The organism is Phenylobacterium ferrooxidans, from assembly GCF_042714595.1.
Classification (GTDB): domain Bacteria; phylum Pseudomonadota; class Alphaproteobacteria; order Caulobacterales; family Caulobacteraceae; genus Phenylobacterium; species Phenylobacterium ferrooxidans.
Window position 1 is genome coordinate 237108 of sequence record NZ_JAOTJD010000001.1, and the last position, 24217, is coordinate 261324.

Annotated in this window: 25 protein-coding genes and 3 tRNA genes; 9 read left to right on the forward strand and 19 right to left on the reverse strand. The window is 67.7% G+C overall.

The window, feature by feature from the left end; all coding sequences use genetic code 11:
• From rfaD to kdsA, 3 genes are read right to left on the reverse strand one after another with little or no spacing between them, the layout of a single operon-like run.
• Entirely contained in the window at positions 1–999 is a 999-nt protein-coding gene (gene rfaD / locus OCL97_RS01145; protein ID WP_377366841.1) for an ADP-glyceromanno-heptose 6-epimerase, read from the reverse strand.
• The gene (gene rfaE2, locus OCL97_RS01150; RefSeq protein WP_377366843.1) at positions 996–2456 is read right to left on the reverse strand and encodes a D-glycero-beta-D-manno-heptose 1-phosphate adenylyltransferase; all 1461 of its coding nucleotides are present in this window, start codon (positions 2454–2456) and stop codon (positions 996–998) included. Before rfaE2 ends, rfaD begins: the two co-directional genes overlap by 4 nt.
• Positions 2457–2472: 16 nt before the next feature.
• The gene (gene kdsA, locus OCL97_RS01155; protein ID WP_377366845.1) at positions 2473–3324 is read right to left on the reverse strand and encodes a 3-deoxy-8-phosphooctulonate synthase; all 852 of its coding nucleotides are present in this window, start codon (positions 3322–3324) and stop codon (positions 2473–2475) included.
• 181 nt (positions 3325–3505) lie between these two features.
• On the opposite strand from kdsA, the gene OCL97_RS01160 reads away from it, so the two are divergent.
• The 4 genes from OCL97_RS01160 to OCL97_RS01175 are packed head-to-tail and all read left to right on the forward strand — an operon-like array spanning position 3506 to position 7122.
• Positions 3506–4759: a class I SAM-dependent methyltransferase gene (locus tag OCL97_RS01160; RefSeq protein WP_377366847.1), complete on the forward strand. Its 1254-nt coding sequence runs from the start codon at positions 3506–3508 to the stop codon at positions 4757–4759.
• Between the two features lie 43 nt (positions 4760–4802).
• Complete coding sequence (locus OCL97_RS01165) at positions 4803–5801, forward strand: cysteine synthase A (protein WP_305336722.1); 999 nt, start codon at positions 4803–4805, stop codon at positions 5799–5801.
• On the forward strand, positions 5798–6634 hold the full coding sequence (gene sseA, locus OCL97_RS01170) for a 3-mercaptopyruvate sulfurtransferase (protein WP_377366849.1): 837 nt from the start codon (positions 5798–5800) through the stop codon (positions 6632–6634). Before OCL97_RS01165 ends, sseA begins: the two co-directional genes overlap by 4 nt.
• Positions 6631–7122, forward strand: a complete 492-nt coding sequence (locus OCL97_RS01175; RefSeq protein ID WP_377366851.1) for a GNAT family N-acetyltransferase — start codon at positions 6631–6633, stop codon at positions 7120–7122. Before sseA ends, OCL97_RS01175 begins: the two co-directional genes overlap by 4 nt.
• Here OCL97_RS01175 and OCL97_RS01180 read toward each other — a convergent pair.
• Positions 7119–8393 (reverse strand): cytochrome P450, encoded by a 1275-nt coding sequence (locus tag OCL97_RS01180; RefSeq protein WP_377366853.1) that lies wholly within the window; start codon positions 8391–8393, stop codon positions 7119–7121. The genes OCL97_RS01175 and OCL97_RS01180 overlap by 4 nt on opposite strands.
• Positions 8394–8496: 103 nt before the next feature.
• Positions 8497–9606: an amino acid ABC transporter substrate-binding protein gene (locus OCL97_RS01185; RefSeq protein ID WP_377366855.1), complete on the reverse strand. Its 1110-nt coding sequence runs from the start codon at positions 9604–9606 to the stop codon at positions 8497–8499.
• A gap of 58 nt (positions 9607–9664) precedes the next feature.
• Between OCL97_RS01185 and metC the strand changes: the two genes are divergently transcribed.
• Complete coding sequence (metC, locus tag OCL97_RS01190) at positions 9665–10828, forward strand: cystathionine beta-lyase (protein WP_377366857.1); 1164 nt, start codon at positions 9665–9667, stop codon at positions 10826–10828.
• Positions 10829–10831: 3 nt separating this feature from the next.
• On the opposite strand, the gene OCL97_RS01195 is transcribed toward metC, so the two are convergent.
• Positions 10832–10908 (reverse strand) — tRNA-Arg (locus OCL97_RS01195).
• Between the two features lie 219 nt (positions 10909–11127).
• Between OCL97_RS01195 and OCL97_RS01200 the strand changes: the two genes are divergently transcribed.
• Entirely contained in the window at positions 11128–11685 is a 558-nt protein-coding gene (locus tag OCL97_RS01200) for a hypothetical protein (protein ID WP_377366859.1), read from the forward strand.
• Positions 11686–11703: 18 nt separating this feature from the next.
• On the opposite strand, the gene OCL97_RS01205 is transcribed toward OCL97_RS01200, so the two are convergent.
• Together OCL97_RS01205 and OCL97_RS01210 are read right to left on the reverse strand one after the other, a co-directional pair.
• Positions 11704–12009 carry an ETC complex I subunit gene (locus OCL97_RS01205; protein WP_377366861.1) on the reverse strand — a complete coding sequence of 102 codons (306 nt, stop codon included), beginning with the start codon at positions 12007–12009 and terminating at the stop codon, positions 11704–11706.
• 36 nt (positions 12010–12045) lie between these two features.
• Positions 12046–12122, reverse strand: a tRNA-Pro gene (locus OCL97_RS01210).
• A gap of 122 nt (positions 12123–12244) precedes the next feature.
• On the opposite strand from OCL97_RS01210, the gene OCL97_RS01215 reads away from it, so the two are divergent.
• Positions 12245–12403 carry a hypothetical protein gene (locus tag OCL97_RS01215; protein WP_377366863.1) on the forward strand — a complete coding sequence of 53 codons (159 nt, stop codon included), beginning with the start codon at positions 12245–12247 and terminating at the stop codon, positions 12401–12403.
• On the opposite strand, the gene OCL97_RS01220 is transcribed toward OCL97_RS01215, so the two are convergent.
• The 9 genes from OCL97_RS01220 to OCL97_RS01260 form a co-directional block, all read right to left on the reverse strand.
• Positions 12400–12831 (reverse strand): PaaI family thioesterase, encoded by a 432-nt coding sequence (locus tag OCL97_RS01220; protein WP_377366865.1) that lies wholly within the window; start codon positions 12829–12831, stop codon positions 12400–12402. The genes OCL97_RS01215 and OCL97_RS01220 overlap by 4 nt on opposite strands.
• Entirely contained in the window at positions 12828–13619 is a 792-nt protein-coding gene (locus OCL97_RS01225) for a glutaminyl-peptide cyclotransferase (protein WP_377366867.1), read from the reverse strand. The genes OCL97_RS01220 and OCL97_RS01225 overlap by 4 nt, the downstream gene beginning before the upstream one ends.
• A gap of 67 nt (positions 13620–13686) precedes the next feature.
• Positions 13687–14322, reverse strand: coding sequence for a cold-shock protein (locus OCL97_RS01230; protein ID WP_377366869.1), 636 nt, complete (start codon positions 14320–14322; stop codon positions 13687–13689).
• A gap of 185 nt (positions 14323–14507) precedes the next feature.
• A tRNA-Glu gene (locus OCL97_RS01235) sits at positions 14508–14582 on the reverse strand.
• Positions 14583–14674: 92 nt separating this feature from the next.
• Positions 14675–16483, reverse strand: a complete 1809-nt coding sequence (gene recJ, locus OCL97_RS01240) for a single-stranded-DNA-specific exonuclease RecJ (RefSeq protein WP_377366871.1) — start codon at positions 16481–16483, stop codon at positions 14675–14677.
• Positions 16484–16660: 177 nt separating this feature from the next.
• Positions 16661–17614 (reverse strand): class II fructose-bisphosphatase, encoded by a 954-nt coding sequence (gene glpX / locus OCL97_RS01245; RefSeq protein ID WP_377366873.1) that lies wholly within the window; start codon positions 17612–17614, stop codon positions 16661–16663.
• 51 nt (positions 17615–17665) lie between these two features.
• A complete protein-coding gene (locus OCL97_RS01250) occupies positions 17666–18955 on the reverse strand; it encodes a homoserine dehydrogenase (RefSeq protein WP_377366875.1) in 1290 nt (429 codons plus the stop codon).
• Positions 18952–20172, reverse strand: coding sequence for an LL-diaminopimelate aminotransferase (locus OCL97_RS01255; protein ID WP_304778112.1), 1221 nt, complete (start codon positions 20170–20172; stop codon positions 18952–18954). Before OCL97_RS01255 ends, OCL97_RS01250 begins: the two co-directional genes overlap by 4 nt.
• Before the next feature lie 109 nt (positions 20173–20281).
• Positions 20282–20719, reverse strand: a complete 438-nt coding sequence (locus tag OCL97_RS01260) for a hypothetical protein (protein WP_377366877.1) — start codon at positions 20717–20719, stop codon at positions 20282–20284.
• Positions 20720–20831: 112 nt separating this feature from the next.
• Between OCL97_RS01260 and phaC the strand changes: the two genes are divergently transcribed.
• Together phaC and OCL97_RS01270 are read left to right on the forward strand one after the other, a co-directional pair.
• Positions 20832–22850: a class I poly(R)-hydroxyalkanoic acid synthase gene (phaC, locus tag OCL97_RS01265; protein ID WP_377366879.1), complete on the forward strand. Its 2019-nt coding sequence runs from the start codon at positions 20832–20834 to the stop codon at positions 22848–22850.
• Complete coding sequence (locus tag OCL97_RS01270) at positions 22851–23102, forward strand: UvrB/UvrC motif-containing protein (protein WP_377366881.1); 252 nt, start codon at positions 22851–22853, stop codon at positions 23100–23102.
• 4 nt (positions 23103–23106) lie between these two features.
• Here OCL97_RS01270 and OCL97_RS01275 read toward each other — a convergent pair whose 3' ends face one another.
• Positions 23107–23685: a histidine phosphatase family protein gene (locus tag OCL97_RS01275; protein WP_377366883.1), complete on the reverse strand. Its 579-nt coding sequence runs from the start codon at positions 23683–23685 to the stop codon at positions 23107–23109.
• Between the two features lie 38 nt (positions 23686–23723).
• The gene (msrB, locus tag OCL97_RS01280; protein ID WP_377366885.1) at positions 23724–24212 is read right to left on the reverse strand and encodes a peptide-methionine (R)-S-oxide reductase MsrB; all 489 of its coding nucleotides are present in this window, start codon (positions 24210–24212) and stop codon (positions 23724–23726) included.
• Between the last annotated feature and the right edge of the window lie 5 nt (positions 24213–24217).

A 24217-nucleotide genomic window follows, 5' to 3' on the forward strand; every position in this document is an offset into this window, starting at 1 on the left:
CTACCTGTAGGGATCGGGCTGGGACAGGTAGTTGCGGACATAGTCGGTGATGCCATCCTCCAGCGCCGTCATCGGCTGGTTGAAGCCGGCGGCCTTGAGCCGGTCCATCTTGGCCTCGGTAAAGTACTGGTACTTGTCGCGGATGGCGGGCGGCATGGGGGTGTATTCGATCTGGGCCGGCTTTCCGGCGGCGGCGAACACCGCCTTGGCCATGTCCTCAAAGGTCCGCGCGGTTCCGGAGCCAAGGTTGTAGACCCCGTTCACCTGTTCGGATGCGTTGAGCCAGGCCACCACGTCGGCGACGTCGCGGACATAGACGAAGTCGCGGGTCTGGCCGCCGTCGGCGATGCCCTCGCGATAGGACTTGAAGAGCTGCACCGACTGGCCGCCGGCGACCTTGGGCCAGATCTGCGAGGCCACCGACTTCATCGAGTGCTTATGCTCCTCGTTGGGGCCGTAGACGTTGAAGAACTTCAGCCCCACCCATTGCGGCGGCGCGTAGTCGCGAGCCGCCTGCCGCGCGGCGAAGAGATCAAACAGCGCCTTGGACCAGCCGTAGGCGTTCAGCGGCCGCAGGGCGGCCAGGGACTGAAGATCATCCTTGTCGTCGAAGGCGGTCGCATCGCCGTAGGTGGCCGCCGAGGAGGCGTAGATGAACCGCCGCTGGCGGTCGGCGCACCAGCGGAACAGGTCGCGGCTGAGCGTGAAGTTGTTGTGGATGATCTTGTCGGCGTCGGGCTCGGTGGTCGACGAAATGGCGCCCATGTGAACGACGATCTCGATGTCGCGCCAGCGCTTCTCCAGCCAGTCGAACATGTCTTCGGGGGCCACGAAGTCGCCGATCGGATGCTTGGCGATGTTGCGCCACTTGCCGAGCTCGGCTTCCTGAAGCCAGTCGCAGACCACCACGTCCAGGGTGGGGTCCTCCGCCAGCTTGGCGACGATGTTGGAGCCGATGAAGCCGGCCCCGCCGGTGACGAAGGCGATACGACGGGTCATGTCGGCTCCTTGGCGGTCATGCGGGCGATGGCGGCGGTGGTGGAATAGCCGTCCACGATCTGGGCCAGGCGCACCTCCCCGCCCCAGGACTTCACCAGGTCGCCGCCCACCACCTGGTCCTCCGAATAGTCGGAGCCCTTGATGAGGATTTCAGGCTTGGCGGCCTCGATCAGCTTGATCGGCGTGTCCTCATCGAAGGGGACCACCAGGTCCACGGCGCCGAGGCCCGCCAGCACCATGGCCCGGCCCTCCAGGTCGTTGACCGGTCGCCCCTCCCCCTTCAGCGCCTTCACCGAGCGATCGGAGTTGAGCCCCACCACCAGCCGGTCGCACCAGGATCTGGCCTGGTTGAGATAGGTGACGTGGCCACGGTGCAGGATGTCGAAGCATCCGTTGGTGAAGCCCACCCGCAGCCCCTTGGCGCGCCAGCGGGCGATCTCGTCGGCCATCCGCTGGGGCGTGACGATCTTGCCCTCGGCGGGCGCCATGTGGGCCGTCAGCGAGGCCTCGATCAGTTCCTCGGGCAGGACGGTGGCGGTGCCCGCCTTGCCCACGGCGACGCCAGAGGCGAGCATGGCGAACTCGATGGCCTGGTCCATCGGCGTCCCGGCGGCCAGGGCCAGGCCAAGCGCCGCGATGGTGGTGTCGCCGGCGCCCGAGGCGTCGAAGACATCGCGGGGCACACCGGGGAAGTGGCGAACGGGCTGGCCGCGCACGGCGAGCGAGATGCCCTTGGCCGCCCGCGTCACCAGGATGGCCTTGGCCTCGCAGAGGCTGAGGGCGTGGGCCAGCGCGGCCTCGATCTCGGGATTGGTGCTGGTGGGCAGGCCGGTGGCGTAGGCGAGCTCGCCGGCGTTGGGCTTGATCACGTCGACCTCGCCGTAGCGCAGGAAGCTGCGGGCCTTGGAGTCGACGATCACCAGGCCGCCCGCCTCCCGACAGGCGGCGATCACCGCGTCGGTGACAACGCCCTTGCCATAGTCGGAGATCAGCACGACGCCGGCGCCGGCGGCGAGGTCGCGCACCGTACGCACCAGGCGCTGCTCGACCTCGCCCACCGCCGGGATGCTGGCCTCCAGGTCGACCCGCAGCAGCTGCTGCCCGCCCGAGACGAAGCGGGTCTTGAGCGTGGTGGGGCGGCCCGGATCGGTGACCAGGAAGCCCTCGATGCCAGTCTTGTCGCCGATCAGACGCAGGGCCTCGTGGCCCTCGCTGTCGCCGCCCACCAGGCCGACCAGAGCGACATCCCCCCCCAGGGCCGCGACGTTGCGCGCGACGTTGCCGGCCCCGCCCAGCATCACCAGCTCCCGATCACGGGCCAGGACCGGGATCGGCGCCTCGGGAGAGACCCGGGTCACCTCGCCATAGACGAAGCGGTCCACCATCAGGTCGCCGACGCAGACGATGCGGGCGCCCGACAGACGGGTCAGCAGTTGCTGGAGGGTCGAGAGGTCCATGCGGCTGTTTATGGCACTAGGCGCGGGCGGTATGAACGGCCTTCAGGCTGCGAAGCAGGCCCTCGGCGCTGTCCAGCGGCAGGGTGCTGGGCCCATCGCAGAGCGCCGCGTCGGGATTCGGGTGGAACTCCAGGAAGACGCCGTCGGCGCCGGCGGCGATGGCGGCCTTGGCGATGATCGGGACCCCCTCACGCCGGCCGCCGGTCGAGGCGCCCTGGGTGCGCGGATCCGCGCCCGGGAGCTGGACGGCATGGGTCGCGTCGATGGTGACCGGCACGCCGAGCTTCTGCATCTCCCCGATGCCCAGCATGTCCACCACCAGGTTGTTGTAGCCAAAGGTGGTGCCGCGCTCGCAGAGCACGCTGATCTGCGCGCCGCCCAGGGCCTCGCGCACCTTGTCGACCATCTGCTTGGTGTCCCACGGGGCCATGTTCTGGGACTTCTTCTGGTGCAGCCACCCACCCCGGCTGTGCGCCGCCCGCGCCGCTGCGACCACCAGGTCGGTCTGGCGACCAAGGAAGGCTGGCATCTGGACGATATCGGCGACCTCGGCCACCGGCTCTGCCTGGCTGACCTCATGCAGGTCGGTGCAGATCGGAACGTCGAACTCGTCCTTGATCGCCTGCAAGATCTCGAGGCCCTTTTCGAGACCGGGGCCGCGGTAGCTATGGATCGACGAGCGGTTGGCCTTGTCGAAGCTCGCCTTGAACACATAGGGCAGGCCTAGATCGCGGCAGATGGCCTTCAACTGGCGAGCCGTGACGCGAGCCAGCTCCAGGTCTTCCAGGACATTCAGACCAGCGATCACGAACAGCGGCTGGCCATCGCCAATCGAGATGTTCCACTTGTTCAGGGTCAGAACGGCCATGGGCGGACTCCGGATCAGTCGGGGATTTGCGCCTAAGTGGCGCGCGGGGCGCCTCTTCACAAGCTGGAATTCGTCGCCTGCATCCGGGGCCGGAACGCGGCCGTAGGTTCAGCAAGGGTTCTCGAATTTTCCCGACGCCAAACCAGTGTTAGTATCCAGTGAGAGATCGGGAGTTGCAGCCATGACCCTGGCGCACGAATCGTCCCTGACCGCCCTTGCGGCCTCGCCGCGCGCCTTCCGCCGCCTCCCCGCCTTGGCCGATGTCCCCGCGATCTTCCGCAACGCCCTGCGGATGATGGCGCACAACTGGATGGCGGGGGAACTCACCTTCGTCACGCCCAAAGGCCACGAGCTGCGGCTGGAGGGCGAGCCGGGTCCCACGGCCCGCATCATCGTTCGCGACTTCCGCTTCATCCGCCGCGCCCTGGCGGCAGGCGATATCGGCTTCGCGGAGGGCTATGCGGCCGGAGAATGGGATACGCCGGACCTGACAGCGGTGCTGAGCGTCTTCTCGCTGAACTTCGAGAACCTGCGCCGGGTGACCCAGGGCAATCCCATGGTGGGCGTTTTCAACGTCCTGAGCCATGCCCTGAACGGCAATTCTCGCAGGGGATCCAAGCGGAACATCCACGCCCACTACGATCTGGGCAATGACTTCTACGCGCGCTGGCTGGACCCCAGCATGACCTACTCCTCGGCCAGGTTCGCCCATCCCGGCCAGGGCCTGGAGGCCGCCCAGGCCAACAAGTACCGGGCGCTGGCCGAACGGATGGACCTGAAGGCCGGACAGACCGTGCTGGAGATCGGCTGCGGCTGGGGCGGCTTCGCCGAATACGCGGCCAGGGAGGTCGGGGCCAAGGTCACCGGCATCACCATCTCCAAGGCGCAGCACGACTTCGCCGCAAAGCGCATGTTCGACCAGGGCCTGAGCGACCGCGCCGAGATCAAGCTGATCGATTACCGCGACGTGGGCGGGACCTTTGATCGGGTGGCCTCCATCGAGATGTTCGAGGCCGTGGGCGAGCGCTACTGGCCCACCTATTTCAACAAGATCGATCAGGTCCTGGCCCCGGGCGGCCGCGCCGGTCTGCAGATCATCACCATCCAGGAAGAGCTGTTCGAGGACTATCGCCGCCACGCAGACTTCATCCAGAAGTACATCTTCCCCGGCGGGATGCTGCCGTCGGAGAGCAAGCTCAAGGCCGAGACGGACCGGGCGGGCCTCACCTGGACGGGAATTGCCCGCTTCGGCCAGGACTATGCTGACACCCTGGCCCAATGGGCAGAACGGTTCGACGCCCGTTGGGACGACATCAAGGGCGCCGGTTTCGATGAGAAGTTCCGCAAGATCTGGCGCTTCTATCTCAGCTATTGCGACGCGGGTTTCCGCACCGGTCGCACCGATGTGGTGCAGCTTGGCCTCTCAAAGGCCTGATCGCCCCCTGTTCGGACGCCCGATGGCCCCTTAAGTAGCGGGCATGACCGTCGCACACAGCGTCCTGGACGCCATCGGAAACACGCCGCTCATTCGCCTGGCTCGCGCCAGCGAGGCCACGGGCTGCGAAATCCTCGGCAAGGCCGAGTTCATGAACCCCGGCCAGTCCGTGAAGGACCGGGCGGCGCTTCACATCATCCGCGACGCGGAACGAAGCGGCCTTTTGAAACCGGGCGGTCGGATCGTGGAGGGGACGGCCGGCAACACCGGCATCGGCCTCGCCATGGTCGCCGGGGCCAGCGGCTACAAGACCACGATCGTCATCCCGCGCACCCAGAGCCAGGAGAAGAAGGACGCCATCCGCCTCCTGGGCGCGCAATTGGTGGAGGTGGACGCGGTCCCCTACTCCAATCCCGACAACTATGTCCGCTATTCTGGACGGTTGGCCGAAGAACTTAATGCGAAGGAGCCGGCCGGCGCGATCTGGGCCAACCAGTTCGACAATGTCGCCAACCGCCTGGCCCACGTCGAGACCACGGGTCCTGAGATCTGGGAGCAGACGGACGGCAAGGTGGACGCCTTCATCTGCGCCGTGGGCTCCGGCGGAACCCTGGCGGGGGTGGCCGAGGCGCTGCGGGCGAGGAATCCCAAGGTGGCCATCGGCCTGGCCGACCCGCACGGCGCGGCGCTCTATAGCTACTTCACCGACGGCGAACTCAAGTCGGAGGGGACCTCGATCAGCGAGGGCATCGGCCAGGGTCGGATCACCGCCAATCTGGAGGGCCTGAAGATCGACCATGCCTACCGCATCGGCGACGAGGAGATGCTGCTGGCCATCTACGACATGGTCGAGCACGAGGGGCTGGTGATGGGCGGCTCCACCGGCATCAACGTCGCCGGCGCCATTCGCATGGCCAAGGACCTGGGCCCCGGCCACACCATCGTGACCATCCTGTGCGACCAGGGCTCGCGCTATCAGAGCAAGATCTACAATCCCGAGTTCCTGAAGGAGCGGGGCCTGCCTGTCCCCGGCTGGCTATGACCGACCCCCTGGTTTCCACGGACTGGCTGGCGTCCCGCCTGGGCGAAGCACAGGTGGTGGACGCCACCTGGTTCATGCCGGGCGAGGGCCGCGAAGGTCATGCCGAGTATCTGGCCGCCCACATCCCGGGGGCCGTCTTTTTCGACATCGACGCCATCGCCGACAAGACCGTGGACCTCCCCCACATGCTGCCGACGGCGGAGGCTTTCGCCGAGATGGCCGGGAAGCTCGGCCTGTCACGGGACGCCACAGTCGTGGTCTATGACAGCTTCGGCATCCGCTCGTCCGCCCGGGTCTGGTGGACCCTGCGGGTGATGGGCTTCGACAAGGTCTTTGTGCTGGATGGCGGCTTCAAGACATGGCTGGCCGAGGGCCGCCCCACCGAGGCTGACCCCGCCACCCTGCCCCCAACGGCACTCTCGCCCAGCCTGAACGCCCGGCTGGTGCGCGACGTGGCGGCGGTGAAGAACCTGCTTGAATCGAAGGCCGCCCAGCTGGTGGACGCCCGCGGCGCGGCGCGCTTCCGCGGCGAGGCGCCGGAGCCTCGCGCCGGGCTACGATCGGGCCACATGCCGGGCGCCCGCAATACGCCCTTCGACAGCCTTCTGAATGCGGACGGCACGATGAAGCCGGCCGACCAGCTGAGGCCGCTGTTCGCCGCCGCCAAGGTCGACCTCGGCGCCCCCATCGTCACCACCTGCGGCTCGGGCGTGACCGCCTCGGTGGTCGCCCTGGCCCTGGCCCGTCTCGGCCGCGCGGACGTGGCCGTCTATGACGGCTCCTGGACCGAATGGGGCGGCCGCAGCGACACCGCCGTGGTGACCGGTCCTTGAGGGTCCGCCTGGCGACCTGGGACGACATCCCAGCCCTGCCGCAGATCGAACGTTCGGCGGGCGAGGCGTTTCGCGGCACCGATCAGGCCTGGATCGCAGACGACATCGTCGCCGAGGCCGACGCCTATCCGCCGCTGATCGAGGCCGGCGGGGTCTGGGTCGCCGAGGAGGACGAGGTCGTGGCGGGCTTCATTTCCACGCAGCCCGTGGCGGGCGCCTTCCACATCCTGGAGCTCGCCGTCGGCCACGACCACCAGCGCAAGGGCATAGGCCGCGCCCTCATGGACGCCGCCTTGGCCGAGGCCCGGCGGGCCGGCTACCGCACCGCGACCCTGACCACCTTCCGCGGCATTCCCTGGAACGCGCCGTTCTATGCGCGCCTGGGCTTTGAGCTCCTGGACGCGCCGCCGACGGTGCTGGCCGCCATCCTCGCCGAGGAGGCGGCCCGCGGCCTGACTGACCGCTGCGCGATGCGCCTCGCCCTCTAGTTTCGCGTCGGGATGATCACCGGCAGGGTCTCGTAGCCCTTCACGAACACCGAGTGGGTCCGCTGGGGTTCGCCCACCACCTCGACGGTGGGGAAGCGGGCCAGGATCTCCTCCCAGATGATCTGCAGCTGCAGCTCGGCCAGGCGGTTGCCGACGCAGCGGTGGACGCCGAACCCGAAGGACAGGTGCTGGCGGGGCCGCTCCCGGTCGATGATGTAGTTATCGGGATTGGCGATGACCTCGTCGTCGCGGTTGCCCGAGACGTACCACATGGCCACCCGGTCCCCCTTGCGGATGGTCTTGCCGCCGATCTCGTGGTCCTGCGTCGCCGTGCGCGCCATGTGGGCCAGGGGCGTCTGCCAGCGGATGGTCTCGGAGACCATCGACGGGATCAAGGACGGGTTCTCCCGCAGCTTGCGGTATTGGGCCGGGTTCTGGTTCAGGGCGAAGATCGAGCCGGAGATGGTGTTCCGGGTGGTGTCGTTGCCGCCGATGATCAGCAGGGTGACGTTGCCGTGGTACTCGTGCTCGTCCATGTCCCGCGTGGCCGGGTTGTGGGCCAGCATGGAGATCATGTCGAACTTCGGCTCGGTGTCCTTGATCCGGTCGGCCCACAGGCCGTCGAAGGCGTCAAAGCACTTGGTGAGCTCGCTGCGCTTCTGCTCCCAGCTCTCGCAGACTCCGTGGCCGGGCGGATTGGTCATCATGTCCGACCAGTAGGTCAGGTCGCGGCGGCGTTCGAAGGGGAAGTCGAAGAGGGTGGCCAGCGTCATGGCCGTCAGCTCCTTCGAGACCAGGTCCACCCAGTCGAAGGTCTCGCCGATGGGCAGGCCATCCAGGATGGCGCCAGCCCGCTCGCGGATCACCGGCGCCATCTGGGCCAGGTTGTGCGGCGCCACGGCCGGGCTGACCGCCTTGCGCTGCACATCGTGCTTGGGCGGATCCATGCCGATGAAGCTGGGCCGAGTCGGCCGGCCGGCCGATTCGGCCTTGGACTCCAGGCTCTGCAGGACGATGCCGTCGGCCGAGGAGAACACCTGATGATTGGTGTCGATGGCCATGATGTCGTTGTACTTGGTGACCGACCAATAGGGCCCGTACTCGCTGTTTTCCGTGTAGTGCACCGGGCTTTCGCGGCGCAGGCGCTCAAATTGGGCCCACATGGTGTCGCTGGTGAACAGCTCCGGCTGGGCGGGATTGAGCTGATCCAGCGGCAGAGCCGCGGCCTGCTGGCGGGCCTCCTGGCGGATATCGACGGAACCGTCGCTCATGGTCGTCCTCCCTGGCAGGCGGACTCTCGAGGGTCCGCTCAGATGTCGTTGAACAGATGACGCCGAACCGAACGCTGTATTGCAAGGGGGAACTGCCCCAGCGTCAGCGAACCGGCGGCGGATAGTGGAGGCCGGGCTGCGGCGCGTTCCACAGGGCGTTGAGGCCGCGCTCCAGCTTGAGCGGCGAGCCCTGGCCCAGATTGCGGCGGAACACCTCGTCATAGGCGCCGACCTGTCGGATCGCCTGGAAGGCCCAGTCAGCCTTCAGGCCAAGCAACGGACCAAGGTTCCCCTGGGCGCCCAGCAGGCGGCGGACGCGGGGGTCCTGGGAAGCGTCCCGCGCTTCGGCGACGTTGTCGGCTGTCAGCTTCAGCTCCTCCCCCAGCATCAGGGCATAGACGCTCCAGCGCACGATATCGGTCCAGGCCGGGTCGTCCTGACGCACCACGGGTCCCAACGGCTCCTTGGAGATCACCGTGGGCAGGACGACGTGGGCGTTGGGGTTGTTCATCAGCGATCGCGCCGAGGCCAGGGCCGAGACGTCGGCGGTGTAAGCGTCGCAGCCCTCGCCCTGATAGGTCTCCCTGGCCTGCGCCTCGGACACCGAAACGACAGCGCTGTATTTCAGGCCCCGGATCTTGAAGTAGTCGGCCATGTTCTGTTCGCTGGCGGTGCCGGCCTGGACACAGATCCGCGCGCCGTTCAGCTCGTCGGCGCTGGCGAGCCCGAGCGCCTTGGGGGCGAGGAACCCCTGGCCGTCGAAATAGGTGACCGCCGGAAAGTCGAGCGCGCCCGCATCCCTGCCGAAGGTCCAGGAGGTGTTGCGCGACAGAATGTCGATCTTGCCCGACGATAAGGCCGCGAAACGGTCCTGGGCGGGGATCGCGGTGAACCGGACCGCCTTGGCGTCCCCCAGCACCGCGGCTGCGACCGCGCGGCAGATGTCCACATCAAAGCCGCGCCAGGTCCCCTTGTCGTCTGGGAAGGCGAAGCCCGCGAGGCCCGCGTTGACGCCGCAGGCGAGGTAGCCACGCGCTCGAACGGCCGCGAGGGTCGGGCTGGCCTTGGCCTGCAGGACCTGGGTCGCCGGGTCGGCGGCGGCCGTGGTCACAGGCTGCGGTTTGGGCGCATCGCCAGCGTCGCCGCACGCGGCGAGCCACAGCAGGAGTCCAACGGCGGCGGTTCGGCGTAGCGCCTTGATCACAGACCTCACCAAGGTTCTAAGGAGTGCGGGCATTGTCGCCCCTGTTCGTTCCGAGCCGTCAAGCCGCATGGCCGAAGAAACCCGCCTGATCCGCGCCGGCGCCGCGCCAAAGTCGCTGGCCAAGACCGTGGGGCCGCCGATCCAGAAGGGCTCCACCGTCCTCCTGCCCAACGCCGAGGCCCTCTACGACGACGACAGCTTCATCACCTATGGCCGCCAGGGCCTCTCGGCCCACGACGCCCTGCGCGACGCGCTCGCCGAAATGGAGGGGGCCGCCTGCGTCTGCCTCTACCCCTCCGGCCTCGCGGCGCTGACCGGCGCCATGCTGGCGGTGCTGAGGGCCGGCGACGAAGTTCTGGTCGTGGACAACATCTATAAGCCCACCCGGCGCTTCTGCGATCATGTGCTGCGGCGTTTCGGCGTGGCGGTCCGCTATTTCGATCCGCGCCAGAGCCCAGAGGATCTGGTGGGGGGCGCCAGCGACGCCGTGCGGCTGATCGTCATGGAGAGCCCCGGGTCTCTCTCCTTCGAGATGCAGGACCTAGCCGCCATCTCCAGCCTGGCCCGCGCACGGGGCATCCTGACCCTTGCCGACAACACCTGGGGCGCCGGCTACCTGATCAAGCCCCTGGCCCACGGCGTGGACATCAGCGTCCAGGCCCTGACGAAGTATGTCGGCGGCCATTCCGATGTCTTCATGGGTTCGGCGGCGGCGACCGATCCGGCCTTGGTAGGCCAGCTGGAGAACGGCATCGTCCACCTCGGCTGGGCCGTGGCGCCCGAGGACGCCTACCAGATGCTGCGCGGCCTGCGCACCCTGCCCACCCGGTTGGCGAAACAGGGGGAAAGCAGCCTGACCATCGCCGCCTGGCTGCGCGATCAGCCGGAGGTGGCCGGGGTCCTGCACCCCGCCCTGCCCGGCTGTCCGGACCACGAGCTATGGAGGCGCGACTATAGCGGCGCCTGCGGCCTGTTCAGCTTCGTCTTCAGGCCTGCCCCCGAGGTGGCGGTGAACGCCTTCCTGGACGCCCTCGACCTGTTTGGCCTGGGCTTCTCCTGGGGCGGCTTCGAGAGCCTGGCCATCTCCTGCGATCCCCAGCTCGGCACGCGGAAGTTCCGCCATGACTACGGCGGCCCCTTGATGCGCCTGCACGTCGGGTTGGAGAACGCCGACGACCTGATGGCCGACCTGACGAGGGGCCTGGAGGCCTTCCGCGCCGCGGGCGGCTAGCCCTGGCGCGCCCTGCAGGACTCGAACCTGCAACCGCCTGCTTAGAAGGCAGGTGCTCTATCCAGTTGAGCTAAGGGCGCTTCGTTGGTGCGGAGTAGCCGATAGGGCCTTGAGCGCCTGTCCGCAAGCGGGCCGGGCAGGCCTTGGCGGGCGGCGTCTGAAAAACACCACAAAGCGCAGGAACCAAAAGCAGTTAATTCAGCTTAACCAATCACCGTGAGTACAAGACGCAGTGATTGTAGCTCTCAGATCTCCGCGCGTCGTGGAATCTCACGCCTTCAACAAGGTGGAGCTACACTATGAAACCCTATATTCACGTCATTGCAGCGCTTGCGCTCGGAACACTGGCAACCGGCTGCGCCACCCAACAAACCGCCCGTCTCGATGCGGCGCAAACCTTGGCCGCAGCGCCGGATGTTCCGCAGAACGCGAGCATGGAAACCGGCCTGACTTCGCTTCGGTATGGCGACCTCTACACGGCGACGAACCTGCTCGAACGCGCCGTCGCCGCCCGTCCCTCCCTGCGCAACCGGTTCAACCTGGCCGTGGGCTACGAGAACACCGCCCGTCGCCGGGAAGCCGCCGAGATCTATCGTGGGCTCGTGCGGGATGGCCAGTATGCCCATCTCGACGGAACGTTGAGCGGCGACGGTCCCAGCGCCCCGCGGCGCCGGTTCAATGTGGCGGACGAAGCCCAACAGCGCCTCGCCCTGATCGAGAACAGCAATGCGCCTCAGCGCACGATCGTCACCGCACGGTCGGCTGAAGAAGCGGCGATTCCCGCCTCGGCCACGGTGCCTTCGCCCAGCGCAGCCATCTCAGACGCCGGAGCCGCGCGCCTCGACGGGATTCCCTGAACCCTGGAGCGCCCTGGGCTAGTGAGTCCAGGGCTGCTTGCGGTTGAAGGCGAAGTTGTCGGCGTAGGCTTTCACGATGCGCTTGGCCGGCTTGGGATCGAACAGCTGGAAAGGGATGGCGTGGGCCTGCGCGTAGGCGACCGCGTCTTCCGAGGTGTCGAAGGACAGGCGAATCTGACCGTCGGTGTCGCGGGTCTGGGTCCAGCCCATCAGCGGATCTGAGGCCCAGGCTTCCTCGGGCGCGAACTCGAGCAGCCAATCCTTGGTCTTGGCCTTGCCAGACTGCATGGCGTTCTTGGCCGGACGATAGATGCGCGCGAGCATGACAGATCCCTGGCGATAGGTCGTTTTGGCCGGTGCTGGTCGGGGCGAGAGGATTCGAACCTCCGACCCTCTGGTCCCAAACCAGATGCGCTACCAGGCTGCGCTACACCCCGAAAAGCACCGGAGGGCGTGGGATATAAGGCTTTGGCTGTTCCCGCAAACGATAGGAGGCCGCAGGGCTCGATCCCTCGACCTTTGCCGCCTTCGTCTGTTAGGTTTTGGACGGGGAGCCGGCATGCCGAGATCAAAAACAAAGTCGAAACGCACCCGGCGTGGCGAGATGCGCAAGCGCGCCCAGTTCTTCGACCGCCACGCCGAACACATCCGTCTGGCGCTGATCGGCGGCGTGGCGATCCTCGTCGCCATCCTTATGGCCAAGGTCGTCCTGGGCTAACGCGCCCGCCGGTGCATCAGCTTGAACACCCCTGAGGCGCGGACCACATCGTGGCCGCCGACATAGGCCCGGCCCTCCACGAAGGCCACATCGCGGGTGGCGCGGGTGACACGGGCGTCCCCCATCACCCATTCCCCGATCCGGGCCATGTGCAGGAAGTCCACCGACAGGTGGATGGTCACCGACCGGGTCTGGGTCTCGCGCCACACGGCGGCGGCCAGCAGACCGTCCAGGAAGGCGGTGAGCATGCCGCCATGCACCAGGCCCAGCCCATTGGCGTGCCGCTGCTCGGCGAAGAAGGCTTGCTGGGTCAGGCCCTCCTGCTGCTCGGCGCGATGATAATAGGGGCCGTTGATGGTGGAGAAGTCACCGCGCCCCTGGGACTTGATGAAGCCCTCCGGGGGCGTGATCTCGGCCGGCGCGGTCATCGGGAGTCCTTCAGCGGCTTCAGGTCGATTTGGTACAGGTTGGGCCAGTACTTTCCGGTGACGAACAGACGGTCACCCTTCTGGTCATAGGCTATGCCGTTGGCGACGGCGTTCGGGTCCCGGTAGGACAGGGTCTCGGGCAGGCCGGTCAGGTCGATCCAACCCTTCACCGCGCCCGTCGCGGGATCGATGCGGGCGATGCGGTTGGTCTCCCAGATGTTGGCGAGGATCTCGCCCTTCACCCATTCCAGCTCATTGAGCCTGAGCACCGGCCGGCCCTCGGCGGTCACCTTGATCCGCCGGGTCTCGCGCAGGGTCTTAGGGTCGAGAAACCTCAGGAACGCCGTGCCGTCGCTCATGATCAGGGACTTGCCGTCCTGGGTCAGGCCCCAGCCCTCCCCCGGATAGCTGAAGCTGCCCTTGCGGGCGAAGGTCTTCAGGTCCCACCGGTAGCCCGTCTCGTGCCGCCAGGTGAGGCTCACGATTTCGGAGCCGAAGTTGACGGCGCCCTCGCCGAACTGGTCCGGATCGATGCCGGCCGATTGCAGGACGACGCCGTCCTTCAGCCGGACCTTGCGGATCGTGGATCGGCCCAGCCAGCCGGTGCTCTCGAACATGAAGCCGTCGAGATAGAAAAGGCCCTGGGTGAAGGCCCGGGGGTCGTGGGGATAGGTGGCGCGCACCTCATAGCCCTGGACCGGCAGGACCGCGGCGGCGGGGCTGCCCACCATGACAGCGGCGAAGGCCATCGCCGCCAGCCATAGCGGCCTGAAGGACAAAGACGACAAGCCGGCCTCCCTGACTAGGACAGTGACTTATCCTTTGGGGGAGGCTTGCGGCCTAGGCAAGGCGGGCTCAGGCCATGCCGATGGATTCCAGTTCCGCCACCACCAGGCCCTTGGGCCCCTCGGCGAAGCGGACCATGACGTCGTCCCCCGGCTGCAGGTCCTCGATGCCCGAGCGGCGCAGGGTTTCGATATGGACGAAAATGTCGCCGGGCTCTCCGTCCCGCACCACGAAGCCATAGCCCTTGGCGCGGTTGAACCACTTGACCTTGGCGCGCTCCAGGGGGCCTCGCGCCTCCGGCGCCGGACGTGAACTACGGGCGGGGAAACCGCTCGCCTGCCGGTCGAAGCCTCCGTTGTGGCGAGCGAAGCTGTCGCGGTCGCGTCGGAAGCCGTGATCCTCACGCGGCCGACGCTCGGCGGGCGGCGGCGCGGAGCTCTCGTCGAGGTCCACCACTTCCGACACCTGCCAGCCCTTGGGACGGCGGATGACGTCGCAAACAATGATGGCGCCTTCCAGGGCGTTCTCACGCCCCGAGTTCCTCAACGATGTCACATGCAGAAGAACATCTTTCAGGTCGGTCTGGCCCGGATCGTCAGGGACGATGAAGCCATAGCCCTTACCTGCGTCGAACCACTTGATCCGCCCACTGATCCGCACAGCATCCTCGTGCGAATCTACACTCTCGAATTCGTAACCAGACATTTGCCCCTCTGGCCCGATCTCCCAATCCCTACGGATACTGGCCAGTCATAACACTGTTCTCGTAACAGGAGAGCCGTCAATGGGGGTTTTTCAGCCAAATGCACGCATTTGGTGTGTTTCTCGCGCTTTGCGCGATGGATTGGCGCCGAGCCTATGTCGGCTGCCCTTCTAAGGGCGAATTCGCGTGGCAGTCCCTAGGGGAGTCGAACCCCTCTCTCCAGGTTGAAAACCTGGCGTCCTAACCGATAGACGAAGGGACCGCAGCGGCGAAGGGCGGCTCTATATCTGCGTTCCTGGGGGTGTGCAAGCGCACTGACCACGACTTGTCGCAGTTCACCACAATGGCTGCGCTTCACCCCACCCGACGCAGGTCGGCGACGTCCTCGATCTCCAGCTCGACGCTGGATCGGCCTTGCCAATCATCGGGCTTCAAGCGACCGACGATATGCAATCCGCCGCCCTCGGCCAGCAGGCGCGCGCCGATCTCCGTGCCCTCGGAACGCCAGGCCACGGCCTTCAACTTGCCGCCGGTGCGGTCGGTCAGGGTGACCCGCACATGCCCCCCCTTGAGCGCCATGGCCCGCTCCACGCGGACATCGGAGAGGGCGAAGACCGGCTCAGGGTTGCCGGGGCCGAAAGGGGCCATCCGCTGGAAGCTCTCATACAGCGCCCGGTCGGCGCCGCCGGTGGTGATCAGGGCGTCGATGTCGAGGCCGTCCTCCGCCGCGGCGACCTCGCTTTCGTCGGCGAGGCGCTCGCAGAGAAAGGCCCGCAGCTCGGGAATCGTGTCGGGCTTGACGCTGAGGCCCGCGGCCATGGCGTGGCCACCCCCAGCGATCAGCAGGCCCTCCTCATAGGCGGCCTGGACGGCCCGGCCGAGGTTCACCCCGGGCTGGGAACGGCCCGAGCCCTTGCCGACATTCGCCGCCCGGTCGACGCCGATCACCATCACCGGCTTGCGATAGCGCTCCCGCAGGCGCCCGGCGACGATGCCGATGACCCCAGGGTGCCAGTCGTCGGCCGACACGAGCAGCACCGGCAGGTCGGCCTGATTGCTCTCGCGCTCGATGATCTGGACGGCCTGCTCCAGCACCTCGCGCTCGACTTCCTTGCGCGAGGCGTTCAGGGCGTCGAGTTCGGCGGCCAGGTCGGCGGCCTCGCGGGGGTCGTCGGTGGACAGCAGGCGCGCGCCCAGGTCGGCGCGGCCGATGCGGCCGCCCGCGTTGATGCGGGGCCCCAGCACGAAGCCCACGTGGAAGGCCGTGGCCGGCCCCTGGCTCTTGGCCACGTCCAGCAGCGCCTTGAGGCCAGGGTTGCGCCAGCCGGACATCACCTTCAGGCCCTGGGAGGCCAGGGCACGGTTGAAGCCCACCAGCTGGGTGACGTCGCAGATGGCGCCCATGCAGGCCAGGTCCAGCCATTGGCGGATATCGGGCTCGGGACGCTCGGTCGTGAACAGGCCCTGGCGGCGCGCCTCGCGGTTCAGGGCGGCCATCAGGACGAAGGTGACCCCGGCCGCGGCCAGCACCCCCTGCCCCGACCCGCAGCCTGGCCTGTTGGGGTTCACCAAGGCCGTGGCGGGGGGAACTTCATCGCCGCGCATCAGGTGGTGGTCGATCACCACCACCTCCAGCCCGATCTCGACGGCGTAGGTCACCGCCTCCATGGCCGCGGCGCCGCAGTCGACGGTGATCACCAGCTCGACGCCCTCGTCCTTCAGGCGGCGGAAGGCCGCGGGCGAAGGGCCGTAACCCTCGGTGATGCGATCGGGGACGTAGATGCGCAGGGGCGCACCCATCGCCCGGGTCCAGCGCACCAGCTGGGCGGCGCTGGAGGCCCCGTCCACGTCATAGTCGGCGAACACCGCCATGGGGCGGCCCTTGGAGACGGCGTCCACCAGGATGGTGGCGGCCTTGTCCATGTCCATGAAGCTGGACGGGTCGGGGAACAGGGCCTTGAGGGTCGGATTGAGGTAGTGCTCGCCCAGGCCGTCCTGCACGCCACGCGAGGCCAGGGCCCGCGCCAGGGGCTCAGGCAGGCCGAGCGCCATCTCATGGCGGCGCACGGTCTCGGGATCGGCGGCTCGCTCGCGCCACAGCCGGCCGCTGAGCGACTTGGTGACGCCCAGATAGCCGGGCGCCGACGTCGCGCCGTCAGGCATCCGATCCTCCCCCAGGCCGCAGGCCGATGTGGGGGAGGTGTCGCGCGTCGATCGACGCGTGACGGAGGGGGATCGACGTAGTCGACACCTTCAGCCTCGAAACAAGAGTCAAAGTCCCCCTCAGTCGGCTGCGCCGACAGCTCCCCCAGAAGGGGAGCATCTGAGAACCCTCAGCCATCACACCGGCCGTTTCATCCGCACTTCGCGCACCGTCTGGGTGGCGGAGTTCATGACGATGGTGTGGGTGTGGACGAAGCCGTCCTCATAGTGGACGCCGTCCAGTAGGGCGCCGTTGGTGACACCGGTGGCGGCGAAGATCGCGTCGGCGCGGACCATCTCGTGCAGATCGTATTTGCGGTCGAAATCGGTGATGCCGATCCGCATGGCGCGGGCCTTCTCGTCGGCGTTGCGGAACACCAGTCGGCCCTGGAACTGACCGCCGACACACTTCAGCGCCGCACAGGCCAGCACGCCCTCCGGCGCCCCGCCCTGGCCAAGATAGAGGTCCACGCCGGTGGAGGGGTCGGCGGTGTTCATCACGCCCGCCACGTCGCCGTCGGTGATCAGGTAGATGCGCGCACCCACCGAGCGGACGCTGGCGATGATCTCGGCGTGGCGCGGACGGTCCAGGATGCACACTGTGATCTCGCTGGGGTCGACGCCCTTGGCCTCGGCCAGATCCTCGACGTTCTGGGCCGGGGTCTTGTCGAGATCGATGATGCCGGCCGGATAGCCGGGTCCGCAGGCGATCTTGTCCATATAGGTGTCGGGCGCGTTCAGCAGGGTGCCCTTGGGCGCCCAGGCCATGACCGCCAGCGCATTGGCCATCGCCTTGGCGGTCAGGGTCGTGCCCTCCAGGGGGTCCAGGGCGATGTCGATCTTGGGGCCCTTCCCCCTGCCAACCTTCTCGCCGATGTAGAGCATGGGGGCTTCGTCCCGCTCGCCCTCGCCGATCACGATCTCGCCGTCGATATCCAGGTCGTTCAGGGCCGTGCGCATGGCGTCCACCGCCGCCTGGTCCGCCGCCATCTCGTCGCCCCGGCCCACCAGTTTCCAGGCGGCGATGGCGGCGATCTCGGTCACGCGAACAGCGTCGATCACCAGACCGCGATCGAGGATTTCGGAACTCATGGACACGTCTCCTGCCGGAATCCGGCATAGCCGGCGACTATCTTGAGATTCTCAGATGCGCGCGATGCGCAAGAGGCGCGGTCTCTCCAGCACTGAAGGCAGATTGGCGATGCGGTCGATGGCCGCCGTGAGCACCGACTCCGCCACCGCGTGGGTGGTCAGCACGATGGGAACACCGTCGGCGTTCTCCACCGGCTTTTGCAGGAAGCTCTCGATGGAGACGCCGGCCTCGGCCAGGGTCTCGGACACCGCGGCGATGACCCCAGGCTCATCCTTCACCAGGAAGCGCAGATAGGCCCGCCCCATGCTCTTGGAGGGGTCCACGGGAGTGAAGGGCTTCAACTCCCCGGCCGGCCGCTGGAAAACCGGACGCACAGCGCCGGTCATGACGTCGGCGATGTCGGCGGCCACGGCGGCGGCGGTGGGACCTGCGCCCGCGCCAGGGCCCTGGATATAGATGGTGCCGATCCGAGTCCCCTCGATGAAGAGCGCGTTCAGCGCCCCGCCGGCCTGGGCCAGGGGGTGATTGATCGGCGCCAGGGATGGATGCACGCGGACCAGGACGCCGTCCGACGATCGGTCAGCCGAGGCCACCAGCTTGACCCGGTAGCCCAGGTCGCGGGCCAGCTTGATGTCCAGCAGCTCGATGCCGTCGATGCCCTCGATCTCGGCCGCCGCATAGGTCGGCGCACAGCCGAAGGCCAGGGCCGCGAGGATGGAGATCTTGTGGGCCGCGTCGAAGCCGCCGACATCCATGGTGGGATCGGACTCGGCGTAGCCCAGACGCTGGGCCTCGGCCAGGACATCGGCGAAGGCGCGGCCGCCGGAGTCCATCTCGGTCAGGATGTAGTTGCAGGTGCCGTTGAGGATGCCGGCCACCGACTTGATGTCGTCGCCGACCATGGCCTCGCGCAGCATCTTCACCGCCGGCGTGCCGCCCATGACGGCGGCCTCGAACAGCAGCGGCACGCCCTTGGACTCGGCCAGCAGGGCCAGTTCCGCGCCGTGCTCGGCGATCAGGGCCTTGTTGGCGGTGACCACCGGCTTGCCGGCGTTGAGCGCGGCTTCCACCGCGGCCTTCGCCGGACCGTCCGAGCCGCCGATCAGTTCCACGAACAGGTCATTGTCCGGCGAGGCGGCCAGGGCCACCGGGTCATCGAACCACGGCAGGTTCGAGATGTCGAAAGGCCGGGGCCGCGAGCGCGAGCGCGCCGAGACTCCGGTGATCACCGCTTGCCCGCCGGCCGGGGCGAACCCCGGCCGGTCGGAGAGGAAGTTCAGCAGGCCGGCCCCGACGGTGCCCAGGCCAGCGACGCCGATGCGCCAGACGTCTTTGGTCATTGGGCCGCCAGGGTGTTGTGGGCCCGGCCGAGGATCTCTTCGGAATTGGCCAGGAACTTCTTCACGTTGCGCGCGGCCTGCCGGATGCGGTGTTCGTTCTCCACCAGGCCGATGCGGACATAACCCTCCCCGTACTCGCCGAAGGCCACGCCGGGAGCGACGGCGATGCCGGCCTCCTCGATCAGCAGCTTGGCGAACAGCATGGAGCCGGCGTCCTTGTACTGCTCGGGCAGCGGCGCCCAGGCGAACATCGAGGCGGGCGGCGCGGGGATGTCCCAGCCGGCGCGCTTCATGGAGGTTACCAGCGTATCACGACGGCTCTTGTATATGGCCCGGATCTCGTCGACGCAGTCCTGCGGCCCGTTCAGCGCCGCGGCCGCCGCCACCTGGATCGGGGTATAGGCCCCGTAGTCCAGATAGGATTTCACGCGGGCCAGAGCCGCGCACATCCGCTCATTGCCCACCACCATGCCCACGCGCCAGCCGGCCATGGCGTAGGTCTTGGACAGCGAGTTGACCTCGACGGCGATGTCCTTGGCCCCGTCCACCTGCAGGATGGAGGGCGGCGGGTTGTCGTCGAAGTAGATCTCGGAATAGGCGATGTCGGATAGCACCAGCAGGTCGTGCTTCTTCGCCAGCGCCACGGCCTCCTTGTAGAAGTCCAGGTCCACCCACTGGGCCGTCGGATTGGACGGATAGGACAGGATGAGCACGCTGGGGGCCGGGCTGGAGTGGCGCATGGCGGCGCTGACGCCCGACAGGTACTCCTCCGGCGACGGGGCCGGCACGTGGCGGATCACGCCACCGGCCATGATGAAGCCGTAGGCGTGGATCGGGTAGGCCGGGTTGGGGCAGAGAATCACATCGCCCGGGGCGGTGAGCGCCTGGGCCAGGTTGGCGAAGCCTTCCTTCGACCCCAGGGTGGCGATCACCTCGGTGTCGGGGTTCAGGGTCACGCCGAAGCGCTTCTTGTAGTAGCCGGCCATGGCGCGGCGCAGGCCGACAATGCCCTTTGAAGCGGAATAGCGCCCCGCCTTGGGGTCTCGAGCGGTCTCGATCAGCTTGTCGACGATGTGCTTGGGCGTCGGCATGTCGGGATTGCCCATGCCGAAGTCGATGATGTCCACGCCCTGGCCGCGCAGGCGGGCCTTGATGCGGTTCACTTCCTCGAAGACGTAGGGCGGAAGGCGTCGGATACGGTGGAATTCAGGGGTCATTTTGAGCTCGGGCCGCGGGCCTCGCGGCGGTAGGGAGCTGAGGTCGCGCGAGGCGGGTCCCGTTGCGGGGCTTCGCCAGGCAGGTTCAAGGTCGTCAGCCTCCGCGGGCCTATCTGGGCGGCGGAGGCGGTGTAGCTCGCGCCCGCTGGGCCTTGGCGAAGGCTTCGGTGGCCGCGGTGGTGGATTCGGGGCCGGTCGTTTCGGGGCCTGCCATATCGCGCGCACGGCCGGCGAAGGCCTCGGTGCCGGTCAGGGTCCAGGTGCCGGGCGCGGTCTCGCGGGCCAGGTCGACGCCCGCCATCTCGAGCTCGGCCGCCGCGCGGCCAAAGGCCGGCAGGGGGCGCACGTCGCTGGGAACCGAAGGAATGTCGGCGAAGATCGGATAGTCGCGGCTCGCCCGCGCCTTGGCGGCCACCTCGGCGGCGATCGGCGAGGCAGGGTCCACAGACGCGGTCACGAAGGGGTTGGAGATCGCGCATCCGCCGAGCATCGCGGCGGCGCAGGCGCAGACAAGCAGGCTCGTCCGCAAAGGTTCCAAGCGACTCATCACGAAAAGTCTAGGCGACGCGTTCATCTTGGCGCTGGTCTTATGCCATGATTGCTTCGGGCGAAAGAGCGCGAGCGCCAAGCCTGCAAGACAAACCTGGGAGAAGACGGTCATGAGCAAACAGCCGACCAAGACCAAGGCCGTGAAGGCCAAGGCGTCGGACAAGGCCAAGACCGGCTCCGGCAAGGCCAAGACCAAGGCCGTCAAGGCCGCCGAACCCAAGGCCAAGCCGTCCAAGCCTGCCCCCGAAGCGCCGCGCGTCGAGCCCCCCAGGCCCGAATCCCCCCGCGCCCAGCCTAGCCCTGCGGCCGCCGCGGCCTTCGGCGCCACCATCGACTTCCCGCAGGCCCAGCTCAGCCCCGAGCAGCGCGACATGATGGAGAAGCTGTCGGCGAACCTGGCCCGCGCGGCTCTCACCGCCCAGGGCGCCATCGCCGAAGCCGCCCTGCGTCAGGCCGAGCGCCCCGCCGCCCTGCAGCCCGACCCATTCCACGTGGCGCCTGCCCTCACCGACGTCATGGGCCGGCTGGCGTCACAGCCTGACCGCCTGGTCCGGGCTCAGGCCGACCTGTTCCAACGCTATCTGGAGCTCTGGCAATCGGCGGCGCGCCGGGCTTCGGGCGAGACCGTCGAACCTACCGTCGCGCCGGCCAAGGGCGACAAGCGGTTCATGGACCCGGAATGGAGCGACAACCCGGTCTTCGACGTGATCAAGCAGTCCTATCTGGTCACATCCAACTGGCTCAACGCCCTGGTGTCCGAGGTCGACGGCGTTGATCCCATGGCCAAGCGGCGGGTCGAGTTCTTCATGAAGATGCTCACCGACGCCTTCTCCCCCTCCAACTTCCTGGTCTCCAACCCGGCGGCCCTGCGCGAGGCCATGTCGACGCAAGGCCAGAGCCTGCTGCAGGGCATGGAGAACTTCGCCGCCGACCTCACCCGCGGCGGCGGGACCCTGGCCATCAGCCAGACCGACTACGACATGTTCAAGATCGGCGAGAACGTCGCCACCGCCCCGGGCAAGGTGGTCTTCCAGAACGAGGTGCTGCAGCTGCTGCAGTTCACCCCCACCACGGAGACCGTGTTCGACATCCCGCTGGTGATCTTCCCGCCCTGGATCAACAAGTTCTACATCCTGGACCTGCGCCCCGAAAACTCGATGATCCGCTGGCTCACCGACCAGGGGATCACCGTCTTCGTGGCCTCCTGGGTCAATCCCGACGTGGAGTTGGCCGCCAAGACCTTCGAAGACTACATGCAGCAGGGCATCTATGAGGGCACCGCGGCGGCCATGAAACAGGCCGGCGTCGATCAGGTGAACACGGTCGGCTACTGCATCGGCGGCACCCTGCTCTCCTCCACCCTGGCCCATATGGCCGCCAAGGGGGACAAGCGGATCGCCTCGGCCACCTTCTTCGCCGCCCAACAGGACTTCGCCGAGGCCGGCGACCTGCTGCTGTTCACCAACGAGGACTGGCTGGGGGATCTGGAGAAGCAGATGGACGCCGCTGGCGGCGTGCTGTCGGGCCAGGCCATGGCCGAGACCTTCAACTCCCTGCGGGCCAACGACCTGATCTGGTCGTTCTTCGTGAACAACTACCTGATGGGCAAGGAGCCCAAGCCCTTCGACCTGCTGTTCTGGAACTCCGACCAGACCCGCATGCCCAAGGCCCTTCACCTGTTCTACCTGCGCAAGTTCTACGGTGAGAACGCCTTGGCCAAGGGCGAGCTGGTAATGGACAACATCAAGCTCGACCTGTCGAAGGTGAAGACCCCGGTCTACGTGCAGTCGTCCAAGGAAGACCATATCGCCCCGGCGCGCTCGGTCTATCGCGGCGCCAAGCTGTTCGGCGGACCGGTGACATTCACCCTGGCGGGCTCGGGCCACATCGCCGGCGTGATCAACGCACCCGTCGCCAACAAGTACCAGCATTGGACTAACAGCGACCTGCCGGCTTCCGTCGAGCAATGGATGGAGGCCGCCAAGGAAACCCCTGGCTCCTGGTGGCCGCACTGGGCGGAGTGGCTGAAGGCGAAGTCAGGCGGGCAGGTCCCGGCCCGCGACCCCGCCAAGGGCCCCTTCAAGCCGCTGGAAGACGCGCCCGGCTCCTATGTGAAGGTGAAGTCCTAGGTGGCCAAGACCATCGCCGAGCTGCAGCGTGAGATGGCCCAGGCGATGGACCACGAGGAGTACGAACTGGCCGCGAAGCTGCGCGACCAGATCGCGGCCCTGACCCCCGGCTCGGCGATCAGGGTCCAACAGCCGGGCCAGATGGGCCTCGGCGCCGACACCCAGGCCGTGCGGCCGCCCGAAGGCTGGAAACCGCCTCCCAAGCCCGACCTGATGACCCGGAACACCAAGCCCCGAGGCGGGCGGAAGTAGCCGGTCAGTCAGGAACGTTTCGCCAGCCAGCGAGCAGGCTGAACCCATCCTTGTCGATCTCGATCCAGCAGCCCCCGCCGGCATGCTGGGGTTTTTCGGCGGCGCCAATGGCGACATCCTGCAGGTGGGCCATCAGCAGTTCGCCCACTCCGCCGTGGGCCACCACCACGATATCGCCCCGGGTCGGCTCGTCGCGGGCCAGGCGCTGCATGGCGTTGACGATGCGGTCCTGGGCATGGCGGGCGGTTTCCCAACCGCGCACGCTCTCATCGGGCTTGCCGAAGAACTCGGCGACGACCTCCCAGAACTCGGGCGGGGCGATGTAGCCGGTGGCTGAGCGGTCGTTCTCGCCAAGGTCCGGGTCGATCCGGTGTGGAACGCCGAGGCGACCGGCGATGATGGCGCCGCCATCCAGGGCCTTCTGCTCGTCGCTGGACCAGACCGCCGTGACGCTGCCGCCGGCCAGGGTGTCGGCGAACAGGCCCGCGCGGCGGCGGCCCACCTCCGTCAACGGCCAGTGGGGCACGGGGACGGCAGGGTCGATGACCACCTGCGGGTGGGTCAGGTAATATATGCGCGGCATGGCGACTCGTCGGAACGGGCCGCCAGCCTAGCCCGCCGTCAGCCCGGCACAAACTTCAGCGCGACGCCGTTGTTGCAATAGCGCAGGCCCGTGGGGCGTGGGCCGTCGTTGAAGACGTGGCCCTGGTGGCCCAGGCATTGGGCGCAGTTGTACTCGGTGCGCAGCATGCCGAGGGAATAGTCCGGCCTCTTGATCAGAGCGCCGCCGATGGAAGTGAAGAATGAGGGCCATCCGGTGCCGCTCTCGAACTTCGCCGTGCTCTTGAACAGCGGCCAGTTGCACCCCGCGCAGACGAACGTCCCCTTGCGGTGTTCCTTGAGCAAGGGGCTGGTCCCCGGCCGCTCGGTGCCCTCGTGACGCAGCACCCGGTAGCTGTCGGCCGGCAGACGGGCCTTCCACTGGGCGTCGGTGAGCTTCTTCCACTTGGGATCGGGCGCGGGCGCCGCCAAAGCGGAGCCGGCGGGCGCGAGCGCCAGGGCGACGGCGGAGGTGGTGAGGAAGCGGCGGCGGTCCAGGGTCTGGGTCATGTCAG